Here is a 17119-nt window from a genome sequence, read left to right as displayed (position 1 = left end):
GACTAGCAGCACAAGGGTATCAAGATTCGGGGGAAAGATGATTATAGCGACGCGCTGCTCTCATTTATCAGAATCTTGCTTATAAGAAATCATCTTTTCATAAGCTATTTCTTCCAGAGCGATCGCCTACCAAATAGTTATGCTTTATTATTCTTTTCTGGCATAACTCCGATGAGTGCATTTTCTATCTCATCAAGTGCAATGTCAATCGCGTCTAACCGCTTGCGATTTTCCCACTCTTGATATGCGATCGCGACCTCTGAATCAGTTCCTAGCCCTGTGCTACTGCCTACCCTGCCTATGTGTTGATGGCAGGTATATTCTGGGTTGTTGCCGCGCTTTACAATCCCTTTTAATCTGGGCTTTGGGTTCCTTTTAAAAATTGGCTTGTGTGATTGCCATTTTGCGTATACATAGCAGTAGATTTCACCATCTTTTTTGTATTTTTTGCGTACCTCATACTGATGAATCCAGACCCCAGATTCAGACATTGGTTCATTGACCAGATGCTGCCTGATTTCCTTTAATTGTTGAAGCTTCTCTATGATTTGGTCGATGCGGTCTGTCATGGCAGTTACAAGAGTTATGCCTATTGAAAATTTTAAGACATAACTACTTTAACTGCGAAGCGGTGTCCGCAATGGCTACACCCGCCAAAGGCATCGCCTACCGAGCGCGAGAGCATCTCTAAGACGGCTGGCAATTTCCCCAGGTGCGTAGGACTGGCAGCTACGCTCCATATTGCATCTATCCGGTTAGACATTTTTACTAACTAGTTTTGAAATTGATAACAGGTTGTGAGTATTGGCTAGGAGGTGAACTGCGATCGCGATGCCTTTGGACGCAAGTTACGCAAATACAAGGGTGATAAAGCGAGGTTAACAACGATAGAAGAGATCGCTGTTAACCTCGCTTTTTGATCAGTCTATACAGTTAGTGCCAGCATATTAGCATTATTGTATTAAACCTACCAATTTCCTAACTGCGCTGCTGACTCAGCGCTTTCCTTATCTGACTATCTTTTCATGTTTCAAGACTTAAGTTATTAAATCTCACCTTATATTTGATATTTGACTGGCAACTGTGTTGCCTACCCGACGGCGGCGTTGCCGCGTCTCCCCACTGGCATAACCGCGCCACCATCTCAATTTTGTACTGCTTTGCCAATGCTGGCTTTTATACAATACTTGGTAGTCACCACTGAGAAGAGCGGCATTTTGTATCAAGTTCTGATACCGTAGTCACGCCCCCTATATAAATAGATATTAATCATCATGACTACCAAATTCATCATAACTACCAGACCGTAACTACCAAAACCCAAATCCCCAATCTCAATTCTTAGCGTGACTACGGGCGTAGCTTGCAAAGGCGATCATCCTGACTGCCTAATTTCTCTGCCTCTAATTGACTACGGCGGGATCGCTTGCCTCACCCCTTCAGACGTTAAAGCCACCGCTCTTGATTTTGCTCCCGGCAGTAGTTAGACAATGGCCGCGATGCCTGCGGTTCTTGCTAGCCGAAGCACCTTCTTCGCCCTATGCTTAATTCCCTACGCGATCGCTGTTAACAGTCGCGTGAGTCTTGTGCTGCTAGCTTTTATACAATATTTGGTAAGTATCTCTAAGTTTTTTAATTGCAAATTGCGAATTGGTATTACCCTGCCTCCCAATTAATATTCTGGTTTTCACACAAAGCGATCACAATAGTATGGTTAATGTTTTCAATACACCTTGATGGGAGCAACGCATGATAGACTCCAGGAAAATTGCCACCATGCGTCGATGAGTGATGATTTCACTGTTGGGCTTACTTACCCTGCTCATCGGTCATGGGATGGCATTGATTTACCGCATTCAGCCTGGAGTCTCGCTGTGGTTCCCCCCATCAGGGGTAGCGATCGCCTTAACTTTCTGGTTTGGCCCTTTTGGTATTATTCTCACCGGACTAGCATCTTTTTTGATGTCCCCCGCTTGGGGGTTTCATGGTTGGGAGCGATTAAGCGCTTTGGCGGATATGATAGAACCTCTAGTTGCCTGGTTGCTTTACCGTCGTTTTTGGAGAGGTTCTCGAACACTAAATACCCTCAAAGATGCTGCCGCTTTTATTGTCAGTGTACCTCTGATTGCCAGTGCTACCTTAGCGATTATTGGTAACTTAACTTTTTTCGCAATAGGTAAAATGCCTATTAGCAGCTTAGGTACTAATATTCCCCATTGGTGGTTAGGCAATGCAATGGGAGTAATGGCTATTGCACCTACTGCCTTGTTAGTCATCACCCCTTATCTCCAGTCTCAGGGCTGGTTATTAAGTGCTGAACCATTAAACTCTTCATTTGTTTCGCCCATTTTTCCACGTTCTCGTCGCTTTCTACTAGAATTCAGCACTATAATACTGCTTTGTGTAGTAATAGCAACCATCACTGTTGCCGAAACTAATCAGAATGGCTTTAGATTTCAGCAATTATCTTTTTTGAGTTTTGTGCCTGTAATTTGGGCAGCAACTCGCTTTGGTGTCACCTGTGGGATGTTAACCTCCAGTTTTTGTGTACTGGTGACGTTGTTTTTCTATCTAGTTGCATACCCCAACGCTATATCCTTGTCCACGTTTCCCTTAGAGGCGGAAGTACTGCACGTTCACAAATTGAGTTTATTGGTACAGTGTATTGTTAGTTTATTAGTGGGCATTGCCATTACAGAACGGTCAAAAATTCAAGTAGAGTTAGCAGTAGAAAGAGTCAGATTGGGGGAATATCAGGCCCGTGCTGAATTATCAGAACAACTTATCCAACTCAATAAATCACTGGCGCAAACCAATACTTCCTTACAAGAATCCCACCAAGAAAAAGATGAATTACTCAAGCGCGAACAAGCCCTCCGCAGCCGTTTGAGTAATATTTTGTCAAGCATGACTGATGCTTTCATTGCCGTGAATCGAAATTGGGAGATTACCTATGCTAATCACCAAGCAGCAAAAATTCATAATTTAGCACCAGCAGACTTGATTGGTAAAAACTACTGGGAACAGTGGACTGGGGCTAGTACAGAGTTTGAGCGAGAATATCAGCGATCGCTCTTAGAAAATATCCCCGTTCATTTTCACGCATTATACGCACCGTGGGATATGTGGTTGGAAATTCACGTCTACCCTGCTGAAGATGGACTGGGGATATTTTTTAGAGATATCACTGAACGCAAACATGTAGAACAAGAACGTGAATATCTGCTCATGCGTGAGCAGATTGCTAGAAGTGAAGCAGAAAAAGCCAATCGTTTAAAAGATGAATTCTTAGCAGTTCTTTCCCATGAATTGCGTACTCCCCTGAACCCAATTTTGGGTTGGGCAACGCTGCTGAAAAAGAATAATTTGGAAGAAGCTATAAAAATACGGGGAATAGAAACTATTGAGCGCAATGCTAAATTACAAATTCAACTAATTGATGACTTATTAGATGTCTCCCGCATCCAACAGGGGAAAATGGCTTTAAATATGCAGCCTGTGAATTTACCTAATACTATTGAAGAAGCCAAGGAAACTGTAAGACTAGCAATTGAAGCTAAGAATATTAGTCTGGAAACTGTACTAGACCATAACATCGGCATGGTTGCAGGTGATACAGGTCGTTTACAGCAAATTATCTGGAACCTGCTTTCTAATGCCGTTAAATTCACTCCCTCAGCCGGAAAGATAAAAATCATATTAGAACAAGTTAATAGCTATGCCCAAATTCAAGTTCAAGATAATGGTAAAGGCATTAGCCCAGAATTTCTCCCCTATGTATTTGATTATTTCCGTCAAGCAGATGGCACAACCACAAGACAATTTGGAGGGCTAGGTTTAGGGCTAGCTATTGTTAAGCATCTGACAGAATTACATGGTGGTACTGTGAAAGTAGACAGTGCAGGAGAAGGCATGGGAGCAACATTTTCAGTCAGATTACCATTAATGCCTGATAGTGCCCAAATAATACCAAAAATCCGACAATCCAATAATGCTTTAAGTTTGCCAGGGTTGCATATATTAGTAGTAGATGATGATGTAGATACAGGTGAATTTCTCACCTACATATTGGCACAATCTGGAGCAAAAGTGACGGCGGTTGCATCAGCAGGTGAGGCTTTAGAAATCTTAGCCAAAACTCAAGTAGATTTACTATTGAGTGATATTGGTATGCCAGGAATAGATGGTTATATGCTGATGCGATTAATTCGAGCTATGCCGTTAGAAAAAGGAGCGAAAATCCCAGCGATCGCACTCACAGCTTATGCTGGAGAAATTAACCAAAAACAAGCATTAGCTGCCGGATTCCAAATCCACTTAGTTAAGCCTGTAGAAACAGAGAGATTATTTCAAGCAATATCAGATGTTATCAATTAATCAATACGTCCGCTTTTTTGAGTTGAAGTAAATTAAGCAATCTTACTTGTGACTAAATAAAGAATTGTCCTTTCCAGACCCACCAGATTCAGATGGAGTTCAGTTTTTGTCTCAATAAAACTGGTTAACTGCAAATTACAGGGGTGAAAAAGCACTGATAGCTTATAAGCAATAATTAACACATCCTATTGCTTGAAAGCCCTCAAATGGAGTTGACAAGCGTGACATCATACTAGATTTCCCTGGTTGCACGAACCTTCTATTTACGCCAAATCGTACCATTTGAACCTCTCTAGTTTTTAGAGTCTGAAATGCTTGTAAGTTATTGCCATCACCCCATAAGAAGTATGCGCTCAAGTGAAAACCTCTGCCATAAGAGAGATGGTTTTATTTAAAGTGTTTTTTTTAATCAAGGTAATCCACAAAGACAAGCAAAGCTTACGATACAATTCATAGATTATAGATTGAGTATGGCAAGAATGATGTTGTATCTTGTTGCTTAATTGATGACTGATTTTGAGTGTGAAGGAAGTAAATTTATTAGAGACTTTGCTATTAGCTTTCCAACAGATTGATATGCAATCAAGTATAGCTGAGAAGAAATCAAAATACTTCGCTGTTTTTTTTAGTGTAGAAATACTATATGGAGTGATTTTCTTGATTATTAGGCTGCTTCTATTTGTGGGGTGTCTTAAAACTGTATTTTAATCAAAGGAGAATTTCACAGGAGCATAGGAACTCCAACAAACTTCTTCCATAAAGAGCGAAAAAAGAGATAAAAACTGAGGAATAACCGTCAATTATTAGTAAGATTTAGGAATAAAATTTTAGTTATACAAACTCATTTGATTCATTAATTTTGTTCATTTAGCAATAATCAATAGCGCCCAGTTTTTTTACATTCGGTTTTGTTTATAGCGATTCCCGATTTGGTGAGGTACGTTTTCAAAGCTACTAACCTTGCTAACAAAGATTTGGGTGTACCTCAGTTGCTTAGGAAACGCTATAAATCCCGATATCGCTTTTAGTTTACCCCAGTAACATTGAGTTTGTAGTCCAACCTAAAACTTCTCAAAATGCTAAAACTCACAGAGAAAAAATGAAACTTTTAACGATTGACACCAAAAACAATTGTTACGTTATTGACGCTAATGCAATGAACCACCTGCAACAAGATGTTGCTAGCTCTTTTACTTTAGAGAAAGGGACTTTTGATATAAAAATTACCAGTGGTCGCTATAGTTATGCTCAAAGCGAAACTGAAGGCGAACCTTTGGTTGTACTTTGGATATATGGGGTTGATGGTAGTACATTTATCAACAAAAACACAGGCGCTGAAACAGGTGCAACTTGGACAACTTTAAACGGATATAACAAGACGTTACAGTTGGAAGTCAAAGAGAAAGCTGTTATCTGTGCCTTGTTTTTTGATGTAAATAATAGTGATAATAAAGGAGCGGTTAAGCTTTTAATTAGCAGCAATAAACCACATTTTAATCCTCAAACTCTAACAGTTGCTAGTAAAAATAACTGTTATGTTCTTAATGAAAAAGTTCTATCTAAGCTGAAGCAACCAAATTCTAATTTTATTGAATTGGAACCAGGTAATTACAAGCTCAAAATTCGTGAAAGCAACGCAACTTATTGGTCTTCTGAGCAAAAATTCCAATTAGAACCTTGGGCTTTACTATGGATTAAAGATGGAAAATTTGTTTCTAATCTTACTGGTCTTGAAGTTAAAGAAACTTGGTGTTCGCTCAACGGATTACAAGAGGAATTCATTTTAGAAGTCAAAGAAAAAACTACTATTTTAGGATTTTTCTTTGATACCTACAAAGAAGATAACAAAGGACAAGTCGTTCTAGAAATTAATACAGTGAGTAAGACTGTAGTAGACGAAAGCTATAACAAACAGCCGAACCCGCCAGTAACAGGAGTGCCAGACGGTAATGTTAAAGAAAGCAATGTCACTACTGTAAGCGCTGGTGGTGGAACTAGCACTGGAGGAGGTAGCTTCAGCGGTGAGAATGATTTCAGCTTCAGTTTCGATCAAGATCAGATGGAGCGAATGTGGCAAGAGATGGCAGCCATGCTCGAAAGCTCAGTAAGCGTAACGGCTCAAAAAGACGAAAATAAACAAGCCTACTGGGAAGGTCTTGAAAAATCGATACTCAAAGGCTATCAAAGCCAAGCTAAGACACTTGCCATGCAGGTAGCACGGCTTGAGTTCATGATGAAGACTCTCATACAACAAACTGAGGTAAATTTTAACCAAAGCTTCCAAGGTTGGTCTAGTTACTTTAATAAAAATCTCAATGACTTGTTTATTACCAGAATTCCCAGAATAGTTAATGACCAGGTTCATCTGGCAATTACTGAACAAACCCAAGAAGTTAAAAACTTAGTAATTCAACAGATACAAACAGAACTCAATGAGCGTGTTGAGTCTGTCGTTAATCTGAAAATTACTAATCAAGCTCAAGAAATTAAGACTTCAGTCGTTCAGCAAATGCAAACAGAACTGGAGCAACGCATTGAAAACGTTGTTAATGTCAAAATTGCTAATCAATCTCAAGAGATTAACACTCAAGTCATTAACCAGATGTCAAATGACATTGACCAGCGAATTGATAATGCAGTTAATGTCAAAATTTCTAATCAAGCTCAACAAATCAGCAATCAAGTAATTCAGCAGATACAAAATGACATCGATCAGCGTGTTGATAGTGTCGTGAGCCTGAAAATTTCTGATCAAACCCAGAATGTTAAAAATCTGGTGATTCAGCAAATGCAAACCTACGTTGAGCAACGTATTGATAATGTAGTTAACCTCAAAATTGCTAATCAAGCCCAAGAGATTAACACTCAAGTTGTTCAGCAGATACAAAATGACATCGATCAGCGTATTGATGCAGTAGTTAACCTCAAAATTGCTAATCAAACCCAAAACATTAAGAGCCTGGTAGTCCAACAGATTGAAGCTGATTTCGATCAACGTATCCAGTCTGTTGTTAACCAATCTACAGGTAACAATGTTCAGTTAGTCGTTAATAATGTCGTCAACGAGCTTGATAATCGCATCAATGTCAACTTAGACCATAAAATTGTCAACTTCCGCAATGAAGTATTTACCCTCGTTAATAATGAGATTAACCAAAACTTCACGGAGTCTCTCAAAACGACGATTTTATCAGATATCAAAAAACAGCAGTTCTACATTGATATGCAGTCAATCAAAGCTGAGGTGGAGAAGTTCTACGCCCGTTTAGGACAGTTTGAGAGCCAATTATATTTACGTGTTGAGCAGGGAGATACCCAACTTTATAATTGGACTCTCGAACAACTTATTGCCCTTCAAGGTTGCTTAACCGATCGCCAAGCTCTGGTTGAGATGTTTGAGGTCTTTGCCAGTAACCTTAAAGACGAACTGAATGGTGCTGAATGTGTTCATCCTAGTCGGTTTACCCCTTGGGTAAGAAGAACTTCGCAAGCACAACTTGAGCCTAAGCGGTATTGAGTTAGGTCGAGGGGAAGTATTATCTTCCCCTCGACCTAACTCAATACCTTCTAGCTTATAAAAATGTAAGCGTATTTCTTTATTGACTGGGTTGAAAACTGTTTCTACGTATTTCAATCGCCAGGACACTCGAAAATTGTCGATCTGTGCAAACTCATAAATCTTATCTGGCTCAAAAATTAATTCACTCATGACAACTCTGATACAGTTTACAGTTCATTTTCGGCTGACGAAAATCCTCAAGGCCCTATTGTTACTTAGCTCACTTGTTCATCAAAAATCGTCAATACATCAGGATGGCAGCGTTTAACGACGACTTTTATCCCCAAGGCTCCCTCGCTTTTAAGGTCATCAACGTATCCGGGGCAGGCAGCTTTCGCTTCAACAAAACTTTGAAAAGGACCAAAATAGTAGATGCAGTCAGGGCATTGGGTGGTAACTTCTGCCCAGTAATCACTCTTCAGTCCTTGGATAAATCCTCGAAGCAAAAATTTGATTCTGTTAAACACAAAGGAAAAGGTGAGAAGAATAGTTGCTATTAAACAGCATGACTATTGCTGTGATAGCTATCCTCTGCCGAAAAGATGAGGATATATAAAGTCAAATCACCACTTACTTCTAGTCGAGTAACAAAGAATAAATTGAGAAATTTCTAGATTCTACGAACGCTAATGTACAGCTGATTATTTCGTGAGCGGGTTTAACCTACTCGGTATCACCGTGGTCGGGTAGCAGGACTATATCGCTATAATCTTATTTCCCGACATCCACTTAAAAGCATCTACAGTAAAGCATTCAGCCGACTAACGCCGTTTTAATTTCTCCCTGACTTAAAGCCTTCACCACTTAGAAATTCTTCATTGATCAGCAAGAGAATTTTATCTGTGTCCTTTCCCTTGTTGGCATAGCTGGCAGGATTACTGGGGTCTTTCTTGTTCTCCATGCCGAACTTAGCATTATGGCTAATCACCTCATCCTTGTGAGCCTCAATCCAATCACGTACCAGCAACCCGTTACAGCCCGATAAATCTCTGAGTGCTTGGTTAGTAATTGCGAGGCGATCTGAGTCCCCAGTTGCCACAGTGTCATTGTAAAGACAGATAGCTTGATAAGACCTGCGGATTTTTTCTACAGCTGCTAAGGTTGCTTTACTTCCCCAGACCTCAACATCGGTTTTGGCTTGCCAGTCAATCTCTTCTTTGATGGGTGCAACCTTGGCAGGTGTGGCAGTAGTAGCAGGTGCTATTGCTCCCCCGTGAGTTACCTTGTTCACCACCTCAATAATTTTTTGTTCTAGCCAAGAATCTAACTCAGTGACATTTAGAGTAACTGTTTGGGGAAGATGTGCTGTGGTTTCCATTACTGCTTTCTCCTGTTGTAGTTGTTGGTTAGTTGTTTCTAATTGGTTATTGACTTGCTCTAACTGGTTATTGGCTTGGCGTAACTGCTTAACTTCCGCCTCTAGTTGAGCAGTTACGCGCTGTGCTTCTTGCAGAAGCTTTGCAACGTCAACGCGATTTTTGTGGTGTTCAATTAAGCGGCTAACTACTGATTGCTGGTTGGGTAATTGCCATTCACCCTGTAATTCCTTGAGATATTCAAAATCAGCAGGAATAGCGCGAATTTGAAATAATTTTTCTTTCTCTGGTGCATCTGGGAAGCCTACAGGCTTGGTGGTGTAGTAGTCTGCATACCCCAAAGTGGTTACAAGACTTTGTAAATCCTGATCAGTGGGAGCATCCTTGACAAAATGTCCGGCTAACCTTGCAGCATGGAGCATTTTAGAACCCGTTGAACGCTGGCAATCTCTCTCTGTAGCCAGCGCTAAATATGCAGCCCGGAGCGCTTTGCAGTTGTCTTGTTCTTCACCGTGTCGAAAATTTAAGATGGGGGCAATGTCTCCCTTGTCCCCAAAGTACCCACGCACAACCCGATTCAGGGAACCGTTGCGACGGCTGTCAATGGCACGATTTTGGGCTGCAATATCAGTTGGAAATTCATTTGCCACCTCTGCCAACAGTGCTTTAGTTGATGGTTCTTTTCTTAGCCAGTTCAACCGCTCGATGACGTAACTAGCAGGGTAAAGGGTAGCGATCGCAAATACTGGCTGATCTCCCCGTTTCTTCCCTTGTCCAGTGAACATTACCTGATAGCTTTGACCCTCAACAGCTGCAAACTTAGCACGAGCGAGAATTTCATGGGGACGGCGGCCAGTGGCAGCAATCAAGCCTACTGCTACCTCATGGAGGTCTTGGGATTCTATCAGTTTACCCGTTACCTCTAAATATTCGTCTGGGCTGATTTCTTGAGCATTGTCCAAGCGTAAGCTTACCCGTGTGGTTTCGTTGCGTTCTTCCCAGTCTTTCTTATCCAGACCACACAGCAATAAAACATAGTGCTTTAACTCATAACCTGTTACGTTGCCTTGGGCATCATGCTTGGGTACAGAATCAGCGTTTTTCCCTTGATCTAAGGGGAGTGACTTGAATTTTTTATAGAAGCCAGCCCGACTCAGCACAGTGCCTAAGCTTTTAATGCTGTAGCTGGTTTTGGTGTTAATAAACTCGTTAAAAGCTTCGCAGTGTGGCTTGATCTCTTCAAGGCTTTGCAAATCCTTGACCGCTTCAAAAAGTTGCTCCACTTGCTCTTGAACTGCTTTTGACATCTGACTGACTCCCTTTTATTTATAAGCTGTTATTAATTTAACTAACAAGTTATTTAATGTCAATAACCTGTAAGATATATTTAACAGGTTATTGACATTAAATAACAGGTTAAGCTACTCTAATAACAGGTTGAAAAAACCACAGAAAAAGCGGGCTACTAACCCGCAGCTTAAAAATAAAAGGTATTCTCATGTTACTCACAATTGCTAAACCTCAACAATTCCAACCTACTAGCGACTACTTTGACGGAGAATTCGACGCGGCGATTGGATTACCACCCAAAAGCCAGGATGGAGACTACTGGCGGGGATATCTCGCCAAGGTAAACGAGACTGGTAACACACCGTTCTAAAACCCAAAGGGAGGCTAACAACCTCCCTTAATTTTGCTTACTTTGTCAATTTCTCTTGTGGCTGTATCACGGAGTTAACTGGTTGATTTGTAAATCTGCCAGCGATCGCACCCACGGACAATAGCCCGATCATGCTGAAAATGATTAGCTTAATTGGCAAGTCGCTAATGCTAAAGACGTGTAGCGATCGCTTCTCAAATTCCCAGTTAACCATCATAAATTGCACTGGATTAAAATCAAACCACTCTTGACTTTTGATTAACTCAACATTGCATTGGCTAAATTGTTGATGCAATTCACCCTCTACATCTGCCATATCCTCTACATAAATAGTCTTGAGGATTTTCACGTTACAAGGTGGTTGATTCCTATGAAAGTTATCAAGTCGAGCTTCGGGATTACGAGATAACCCAATTTTGCAACGACGGAGGTAACAACCAGGAATTAGCCCGTGATAGCCCTCTGCTTCCATTAAATAGATAAATCCCGGCTCATGTTCATTTTTAGGCTGATAGATAATTGTCGTAATATCATCCAATTCCATATATTTATTTCCAAATTATTTTATTAGAAACTGTTATTTTTTTGCAGTTCAAACAGTAATATCTTTTATCCTTTCTTACGGTTAAATTTGCGTGGCCACAGTGGGGACAATAAGGCTTTGTGTCACTTTGGCAGCTACCCCCTATAGTCGGAAATGACGCGGCTGACATCACCGTGTCAGTGCTTGCTATGCTTGAGTTTAAGGTATCGCGTGTCAATCTCGTGTAACCCGTGTCAGGGGACTTGGCAACTCTTGCCAGTCGCTTTGTCTCTTCTATCAATGAATAGTTGAAACTAACTTTATCGAGATTAGGTAAAAAATAAAGCTTAGGTGAACGAGAATCGACTACTAAGGCTACTCTCAATAATCTGGCATCGTCGGTAACTAGCTCATTCTTATGTTCGATGTATTCTTCGATAGCGTCTAAATTGCGAGTCAATTTAGCTAGGTTAGACTCGCTGTTTTTGCCCTTTCCGTAGGTATTTAGGTAATGTCTAATTTTGGAAATGCCAATGATGATTTCGGTAAAAAGTGACCGATCATCGTTGGTAAAACCTGGGATTTGTTTGGTCATCACTGATTGACCCGACACAATCCAGCCGATGTTATTATGACCAAACTGTTTCAGAATCTTCTTGAGGTTTTCCCCTGCCTTGTATGGCTCACTGCAAGAATTCAGCGTGTTATCTAATTCATCCCACGCCCAAATTTGAAAGAAGTTAGCAGCGAATGTGGGGTTTTGAACTCGAAAATTTCCGTCGTCTAGGCAATCATCAAAGGATTTAATCGCGGCTGTTGTGTCGCCATACTTAAGGAAATGCTCTAAAGGATAATTACTATCTTTGAGTGAAGCAACAGCACCGGGGTAAGATACCGTAACCAGAGTATGAGGTACTTTTTCACCCTTGCCAGTATTGCCGCGAGTGCATCCAGCCTTGACAATTTCGCTAATCATTACCGCAGTGGTTGGGGTTTTACCAACGCCCGGATCTGCTATCAGCCGATAGCGGATAGGGTGACTGACTACATAGTTGATAAATTCGTCAGGAGTGCCAACCATCAGCTTAATTTCATCTGTTTTGATGGCTGGGCCCATACGGTAACTGACCACAATACAATCGGTTATTTCCAGCTTGCGAACGCTTGTTATTTTGAATAGCCCTAACTTTTTAGCCAGGGTTTCAGAATGCTTGCTGATAGCCTCTACAATCGCTTTAGGATGCACAGAGCGCGAATACCCATAACCAATGTCTACAACGCCGTCAGGCTTCACCTGGAACCCTTTAACGCTTAAAGCTAGCCTGAGATCACTAAACAAGGTACGCGCTATTTCGTTGGCGATTTTCCCATTGATATCAAAGCCAAATTCACCATACACGGGTTCTAATAAATCACCAAGCAATTGTTGCTGTAGCTGACCTACACGCTCGTTCAGTAGCTCGATTTGCTCTATATAGTTTTGGCGCTCACTGGTGATCGCTTCCCCAACCTCATCTAAATTTTCGTTGTAGCTACTTGCCAAACTCTTGATAATTTCAGCTTTACTTTGATGCCCGTGGTGTACTTTCTCACCCCAGTTTTGCAACCTTCTGAATAGCTGCATAGCTTCAGAGGTAATAGAATCGTGTTCATGATAAATCTTTTCTAATTCCTGTGACTTGGCAAGTTGAAAGCGTTTGTTAGCCTCCGCTTCTACTTGAGTTTTAAAGTTCAATTCCCATTGCTCAGTCTCACTTTCCAGATATTCAATACGCTGGGTATCTTTTTGAGTCTGTGTAGATAATTGATTTAACTTGGCTTGCAGTTGAGCAATGAGAGCTGTGCTTTCTAGTTTGTTATGACCTAACGAGTTGATGGTATTTCTCGCTTCTTTGAGTTCATCTTTCAAAGATTCTAGCTGGCTAGTAACAGTGGCTAACCTTGACTTGCTCCTTTCAAAATCCCTGATGATTTTATGCAGAGTTTGACCTGCTTGTTCATTCTTACTTTCGGCATGGGTTAATAGTCTTTGTGATTTAGTATCCGCGACTAGATAAGTAATAAAACTTGCTGGCAACGCCCCTATACCAAGCATAGAGATTAGTTTGGCTGTATCGTTGGAAAACCCTCCAGAAGCAAATGCCAAGCCAGTACAGAAGCCAAATACACCAAGTCCTAACCCGTGTATTGCTTTCATTGCTTCACCTCTATATAATCGCCTAACTGTGCCTTAAAGCTTGATAATTTCCCTTGAGACTCAACAGTTTTTAGCCGTGATTCCTCAGCTTTAATGGAGGCTTGCAACAGCTTTTGATTTAGTTCGTCTTTGCTATGAACGGAAATGCTTGTATCGGCAACCGTCTTCACTTGGTTGACATCTAAAACAACTGATTTTTGGGTAGTTACTTCTTTTTGATTAAGGTAATCTAAATAATTCCCTTTGACTTTCTCAATCTCGGTAGCGGCTTGGATGCCAGCACCAAAAGCCTTTGAGTGTTTACCAATTACAGTGAATTTCTCGCGTGTCAGGTCAAGCGCTGCTCCGGTAAGTTTCAATGCCCGTGTAGAACCTTCATAGATTTTCATACCTTTATCTAGCTGGCTTTGGCTTGCCTGCGGAAGAGTTTCAGGAGGATTTAGCGGATCTGAAATATGATACTGATTGGGCTGGAATGGTGGCATCATTCCCGGTACTAAGTCAGGGGTGACAGTTAGTAAGCCAGGAATGCGACTATCTATCGGAATAGTGGCAGGTGATGTGGCAGATGTGGAATTAGTGCTAGATGTCGAGTTCTGTTTACGTCCTGCCAACTTTTCTGCTACAGCAATAGCAGCTGCTTTTGTAGTGTTAATTTTAGCCATTGTTCAAAAATTTTCTGGTGTTGACTAGGGATTGATATTTAATTTCCAATTGCCTAAATGCTTTGTCGATTTCGCTAAATTCAAGCGCTAATTCCTCATCTAAATCGTATTTTTTGAGGACAAGATTTAGCTCTGTTTCATCCGTCTTTGCATCCTGAATTTGGCTGTTTAAGTCATCTTGCATGGTAGTATTGACGGGTATCTGATGCTTAAAAGCTCTCAAAACTATTGAGAGCATTAATTCTGGCTTTATCTGCTACCGACTGTGTTCTGTGGAGTTGGCAGCAAGAATTATTCTGTAAAACCTTCAAACTTAGCTACCTCTGAGTCACCAGAAGCAGCCCATTCCAGATAGTTGAAATATTGCTTAACATCACCAAAAGCTACATCACAATCGAAACGCAAACCTTTAAACTGTGGATGCTGGCGGATTTGCCCAAGTAATTCCTGAGCTTGAGCAACTAGCTCTGGTAAGGAATTACCGCTCATATTTACCTCTGATTCAATGCCGGAAATTGTAAAAGTCATGGCGTTAGTACTCTTTCTAATAACCAGTTAACAAAGTCGAGGGGAGATAACAGGATGTTGATCGCTCTCACGCGATTAGCTTTTTTCCCAGTTCGGTGATGATGCCTTCAATTTCTTGGGTCAGGTCAGTTTCATCTGGGGTAACTTCTGGCTTTTGCTGTGCAAGTCCAGCCAAATCTCTAATCGCTCCCAAATATCCTTGCTTTTGGTGTTGCCAGTGCTGATTGATACCCTCTGTTAGTTCCGCATCTCGCACAGCTAAGTTATTTAGAATCAGTTGGTTCTTAACTTGGGCTATAGCGTCTACTGCTGCAATTTCTTCTGATGCCTGTCTAGTTAGCTGGTCAATCAGCGTCAGTTGGGCGTTAGGGCTTGAGCCGGGGGTAGGGGCTGTTAGATGTTGCTGTTGCCCTTGTCGGGATAGGGCATTTTGTGGCTGTTCTGTGGCTGGCTCAGATGCTTGCTGTGTAAAATTTTGTGAACTTTCGGACTGTTCCGGTTGTGTAAAATTTTGTGAATTTTCAGGTAACTCTGAGGTGCTAGCCACAACTGGCAATTCTGGCTGAAAGTATGAGGCGATCGCTTCTAAATCGGCTTCTGAAACTGCCTTTACAGTGTCGAAATCATCAGGGCGAACATGGCTTAAAGCCAGTCTCAAGCTCTGCTCTGTGGTCATATACCTTAAGCAAGCATCATGAATGCTTACTGTGTCTTGTGTTGGGGCTGCTGTGGTTCTCTTTCGTGCTGCCATGATTTACGCTCCCTTCTGTATTTTTTGGATTTGCCCAAATGCTTGCTGATAGCGGTATCTAGAAAAATCGTTGGGGTTTTTGGCAATGTACTGCTTCACCCGTTCGCTGCGTCGGAGTTGAGCCATTAATCGCCCTACTCTCCCCAAAACCCATGCTTGATAGGGCGACAAGGGCGACTCGCGATCATGAGTGTTATCGGCTTTTTTGGGGTAGGCATCTCTGAAACTGGGGATTCTCCAGAAGGCTAAATTCTCCCAAGTGACCAAAGTCGAGCGGCTAACACCCAAGACCTCAGCTAAATATGTCTTGGTAGATGGGAAATCAAGGAATGAGTCTAGGTCTGTAGAATGTTTGCTCCGTCTAGGTTTCATGGGTTTACTACAGTAATCAATGTGAATCAGATAGTAACTAGCTAGCAATCAGAATAAGTACACATCACAATGTCGCTCCTAATCGCTAAAAGCCAGATGGGGTAATACTTTGGCTTACTCGTAGGACGCTAATTAGTGGCTTGTTGTTGATCGATTGCCTTAGATGCTAATATAGCAACAGGTGCGTCACTTAGTCAACTAGGAACTAAAAACCGCTCTTGGTAGGTATTTGGAGCCATAATTGAACAAAAGTGTTTATATAGTTGCTCTTATGCCTTCAAGCAAGCCACGAATAACCTTGAGATTAGATGAGGAGGATATAAAATTTCTAGACCATTGGGCGAATAAAGAGTTTTTAACGGTTCCCCAATTGACCAGGGTGCTAGTAAAACGGGCGATCGCAGAACAAAGGAAAGCAGAACAAGATAAATCAGTATGACAGAAGCACAAATTCAAGATATTTATTCACGCCAAGTTGCGATTGCCAAAATGATTGAGGCAGGACAATGAGCGATATACCAAGACAATACAACGGGGGACAACCCAGCAGACTTGACCGAATTGAAGCATTCCTAGAACGGGTAGCCGAACAGCAAAATAATTTAATAGATAGGCAAGCTACCACACAGCAACAGTTGGATGATTACATCAACACCGCCCAAACAGTTTTAGCTCGTAATGCTGTTATGGATGATGTTTTGCTGGAACTACGCGACAGCCATGAGGAACTTAAGCAAAATTTTCTAGAGAATCAGCGCACTACTAACGCAGCATTAAATCAACTTGGCGCAATATTGGTACAGCTAACACGGATTGATCCGCAAAACTAGCGATGCCTACGGCGGCAAGCTACGCAATGGTGCTACTAGTATATGAAGAGATTCCCAGAGTAGGTGATCACCTTGCCAATAGTTTGTATTTTGGAGAACTAGACAAAAGATATAAAACTTTAGCTCAATTCATCTAAAGTTCACAGAATGAATAGCAAAAAAAATGCTAGTTACACAGCCTTCAGCTTTTTGAGTGCGATCGCAAGGATTAACCAACGGTAAGCACAAGCACGCACAAAGAAACGTCTGATAAACGTTTCACCACAAGACAATGCAACAAGCAAGTCTAACGAATTTATATATTCTTCTAGCTTACCGACTAATCCCTACAATCTGCAAAT

The 17119-nt window shown here is 41.3% G+C and carries 20 protein-coding genes; 8 read left to right on the top strand and 12 right to left on the bottom strand.

Annotated elements, in window-relative coordinates:
• Positions 1-137 precede the first annotated feature (137 nt).
• The 3 genes from H6G86_RS25375 to H6G86_RS25365 form a co-directional block, all read right to left on the bottom strand.
• Entirely contained in the window at positions 138-569 is a 432-nt protein-coding gene (locus tag H6G86_RS25375; protein WP_190936625.1) for a hypothetical protein, read from the bottom strand.
• 32 nt (positions 570-601) lie between these two features.
• The gene (locus H6G86_RS25370; RefSeq protein ID WP_190936624.1) at positions 602-763 is read right to left on the bottom strand and encodes a hypothetical protein; all 162 of its coding nucleotides are present in this window, start codon (positions 761-763) and stop codon (positions 602-604) included.
• 289 nt (positions 764-1052) lie between these two features.
• A complete protein-coding gene (locus tag H6G86_RS25365; RefSeq protein ID WP_190936623.1) occupies positions 1053-1226 on the bottom strand; it encodes a hypothetical protein in 174 nt (57 codons plus the stop codon).
• A gap of 120 nt (positions 1227-1346) precedes the next feature.
• On the opposite strand from H6G86_RS25365, the gene H6G86_RS25360 reads away from it, so the two are divergent.
• The 4 genes from H6G86_RS25360 (at position 1347) to H6G86_RS25345 (ending at position 7894) form a co-directional block, all read left to right on the top strand.
• Positions 1347-1487: a hypothetical protein gene (locus tag H6G86_RS25360; RefSeq protein ID WP_190936622.1), complete on the top strand. Its 141-nt coding sequence runs from the start codon at positions 1347-1349 to the stop codon at positions 1485-1487.
• Positions 1488-1490: 3 nt separating this feature from the next.
• Positions 1491-1676 (top strand): hypothetical protein, encoded by a 186-nt coding sequence (locus H6G86_RS25355; RefSeq protein WP_190936621.1) that lies wholly within the window; start codon positions 1491-1493, stop codon positions 1674-1676.
• Positions 1677-1791: 115 nt separating this feature from the next.
• Positions 1792-4377 carry an MASE1 domain-containing protein gene (locus H6G86_RS25350; RefSeq protein ID WP_242064956.1) on the top strand — a complete coding sequence of 862 codons (2586 nt, stop codon included), beginning with the start codon at positions 1792-1794 and terminating at the stop codon, positions 4375-4377.
• Between the two features lie 1099 nt (positions 4378-5476).
• A complete protein-coding gene (locus H6G86_RS25345; RefSeq protein WP_190936620.1) occupies positions 5477-7894 on the top strand; it encodes a hypothetical protein in 2418 nt (805 codons plus the stop codon).
• Positions 7895-8151: 257 nt separating this feature from the next.
• On the opposite strand, the gene H6G86_RS25340 is transcribed toward H6G86_RS25345, so the two are convergent.
• Positions 8152-8403 (bottom strand): DUF1816 domain-containing protein, encoded by a 252-nt coding sequence (locus H6G86_RS25340; RefSeq protein WP_313931449.1) that lies wholly within the window; start codon positions 8401-8403, stop codon positions 8152-8154.
• A 305-nt stretch (positions 8404-8708) separates the two neighbouring features.
• A complete protein-coding gene (locus H6G86_RS25335; RefSeq protein WP_190936619.1) occupies positions 8709-10559 on the bottom strand; it encodes a protelomerase family protein in 1851 nt (616 codons plus the stop codon).
• 191 nt (positions 10560-10750) lie between these two features.
• Between H6G86_RS25335 and H6G86_RS25330 the strand changes: the two genes are divergently transcribed.
• On the top strand, positions 10751-10912 hold the full coding sequence (locus H6G86_RS25330) for a hypothetical protein (RefSeq protein WP_176726887.1): 162 nt from the start codon (positions 10751-10753) through the stop codon (positions 10910-10912).
• A gap of 37 nt (positions 10913-10949) precedes the next feature.
• On the opposite strand, the gene H6G86_RS25325 is transcribed toward H6G86_RS25330, so the two are convergent.
• The 7 genes from H6G86_RS25325 to H6G86_RS25295 all read right to left on the bottom strand — a co-directional run bounded on the left by H6G86_RS25325 (position 10950) and on the right by H6G86_RS25295 (position 15948).
• On the bottom strand, positions 10950-11456 hold the full coding sequence (locus H6G86_RS25325; RefSeq protein WP_242064954.1) for a GIY-YIG nuclease family protein: 507 nt from the start codon (positions 11454-11456) through the stop codon (positions 10950-10952).
• 4 nt (positions 11457-11460) lie between these two features.
• Entirely contained in the window at positions 11461-13632 is a 2172-nt protein-coding gene (locus H6G86_RS25320; protein WP_190936618.1) for a hypothetical protein, read from the bottom strand.
• A complete protein-coding gene (locus H6G86_RS25315) occupies positions 13629-14297 on the bottom strand; it encodes a hypothetical protein (RefSeq protein ID WP_190936617.1) in 669 nt (222 codons plus the stop codon). The genes H6G86_RS25320 and H6G86_RS25315 overlap by 4 nt, the downstream gene beginning before the upstream one ends.
• Complete coding sequence (locus H6G86_RS25310; protein WP_176726888.1) at positions 14290-14481, bottom strand: hypothetical protein; 192 nt, start codon at positions 14479-14481, stop codon at positions 14290-14292. The genes H6G86_RS25315 and H6G86_RS25310 overlap by 8 nt, the downstream gene beginning before the upstream one ends.
• Positions 14482-14588: 107 nt before the next feature.
• Positions 14589-14825, bottom strand: a complete 237-nt coding sequence (locus H6G86_RS25305; RefSeq protein ID WP_242064953.1) for a hypothetical protein — start codon at positions 14823-14825, stop codon at positions 14589-14591.
• Between the two features lie 67 nt (positions 14826-14892).
• The gene (locus tag H6G86_RS25300) at positions 14893-15576 is read right to left on the bottom strand and encodes a hypothetical protein (RefSeq protein WP_190936616.1); all 684 of its coding nucleotides are present in this window, start codon (positions 15574-15576) and stop codon (positions 14893-14895) included.
• Positions 15577-15579: 3 nt separating this feature from the next.
• Complete coding sequence (locus H6G86_RS25295) at positions 15580-15948, bottom strand: hypothetical protein (protein WP_190936615.1); 369 nt, start codon at positions 15946-15948, stop codon at positions 15580-15582.
• Positions 15949-16219: 271 nt separating this feature from the next.
• On the opposite strand from H6G86_RS25295, the gene H6G86_RS25290 reads away from it, so the two are divergent.
• The 3 genes from H6G86_RS25290 (at position 16220) to H6G86_RS39655 (ending at position 16915) form a co-directional block, all read left to right on the top strand.
• Positions 16220-16387 carry a hypothetical protein gene (locus tag H6G86_RS25290; RefSeq protein ID WP_167756046.1) on the top strand — a complete coding sequence of 56 codons (168 nt, stop codon included), beginning with the start codon at positions 16220-16222 and terminating at the stop codon, positions 16385-16387.
• Between the two features lie 67 nt (positions 16388-16454).
• Entirely contained in the window at positions 16455-16778 is a 324-nt protein-coding gene (locus H6G86_RS25285) for a hypothetical protein (protein WP_190936614.1), read from the top strand.
• A 2-nt stretch (positions 16779-16780) separates the two neighbouring features.
• Positions 16781-16915: a hypothetical protein gene (locus H6G86_RS39655; protein WP_277883664.1), complete on the top strand. Its 135-nt coding sequence runs from the start codon at positions 16781-16783 to the stop codon at positions 16913-16915.
• The last annotated feature ends 204 nt before the right edge of the window (positions 16916-17119 follow it).

Source organism: Nostoc sp. FACHB-133 (assembly GCF_014698055.1).
GTDB lineage: Bacteria > Cyanobacteriota > Cyanobacteriia > Cyanobacteriales > Nostocaceae > Nostoc.
This window is presented reverse-complemented; position numbering and strand designations above follow the sequence as displayed.

Excerpts from the sequence above, each read along its gene's own strand:
- H6G86_RS25375 (WP_190936625.1), bottom strand. The coding sequence starts at position 569 with ATGACAGACCGCATCGACCAAATCATAGAGAAGCTTCAACAATTAAAG.
- H6G86_RS25370 (WP_190936624.1), bottom strand. The coding sequence starts at position 763 with ATGTCTAACCGGATAGATGCAATATGGAGCGTAGCTGCCAGTCCTACG.
- H6G86_RS25355 (WP_190936621.1), top strand. The coding sequence starts at position 1,491 with ATGGCCGCGATGCCTGCGGTTCTTGCTAGCCGAAGCACCTTCTTCGCC.
- H6G86_RS25350 (WP_242064956.1), top strand. The coding sequence starts at position 1,792 with ATGATTTCACTGTTGGGCTTACTTACCCTGCTCATCGGTCATGGGATG.
- H6G86_RS25345 (WP_190936620.1), top strand. The coding sequence starts at position 5,477 with ATGAAACTTTTAACGATTGACACCAAAAACAATTGTTACGTTATTGAC.
- H6G86_RS25335 (WP_190936619.1), bottom strand. The coding sequence starts at position 10,559 with ATGTCAAAAGCAGTTCAAGAGCAAGTGGAGCAACTTTTTGAAGCGGTC.
- H6G86_RS25330 (WP_176726887.1), top strand. The coding sequence starts at position 10,751 with ATGTTACTCACAATTGCTAAACCTCAACAATTCCAACCTACTAGCGAC.
- H6G86_RS25325 (WP_242064954.1), bottom strand. The coding sequence starts at position 11,456 with ATGGAATTGGATGATATTACGACAATTATCTATCAGCCTAAAAATGAA.
- H6G86_RS25320 (WP_190936618.1), bottom strand. The coding sequence starts at position 13,632 with ATGAAAGCAATACACGGGTTAGGACTTGGTGTATTTGGCTTCTGTACT.
- H6G86_RS25315 (WP_190936617.1), bottom strand. The coding sequence starts at position 14,297 with ATGGCTAAAATTAACACTACAAAAGCAGCTGCTATTGCTGTAGCAGAA.
- H6G86_RS25310 (WP_176726888.1), bottom strand. The coding sequence starts at position 14,481 with ATGCAAGATGACTTAAACAGCCAAATTCAGGATGCAAAGACGGATGAA.
- H6G86_RS25305 (WP_242064953.1), bottom strand. The coding sequence starts at position 14,825 with ATGACTTTTACAATTTCCGGCATTGAATCAGAGGTAAATATGAGCGGT.
- H6G86_RS25300 (WP_190936616.1), bottom strand. The coding sequence starts at position 15,576 with ATGGCAGCACGAAAGAGAACCACAGCAGCCCCAACACAAGACACAGTA.
- H6G86_RS25295 (WP_190936615.1), bottom strand. The coding sequence starts at position 15,948 with ATGAAACCTAGACGGAGCAAACATTCTACAGACCTAGACTCATTCCTT.
- H6G86_RS25290 (WP_167756046.1), top strand. The coding sequence starts at position 16,220 with ATGCCTTCAAGCAAGCCACGAATAACCTTGAGATTAGATGAGGAGGAT.
- H6G86_RS25285 (WP_190936614.1), top strand. The coding sequence starts at position 16,455 with ATGAGCGATATACCAAGACAATACAACGGGGGACAACCCAGCAGACTT.
- H6G86_RS39655 (WP_277883664.1), top strand. The coding sequence starts at position 16,781 with ATGCCTACGGCGGCAAGCTACGCAATGGTGCTACTAGTATATGAAGAG.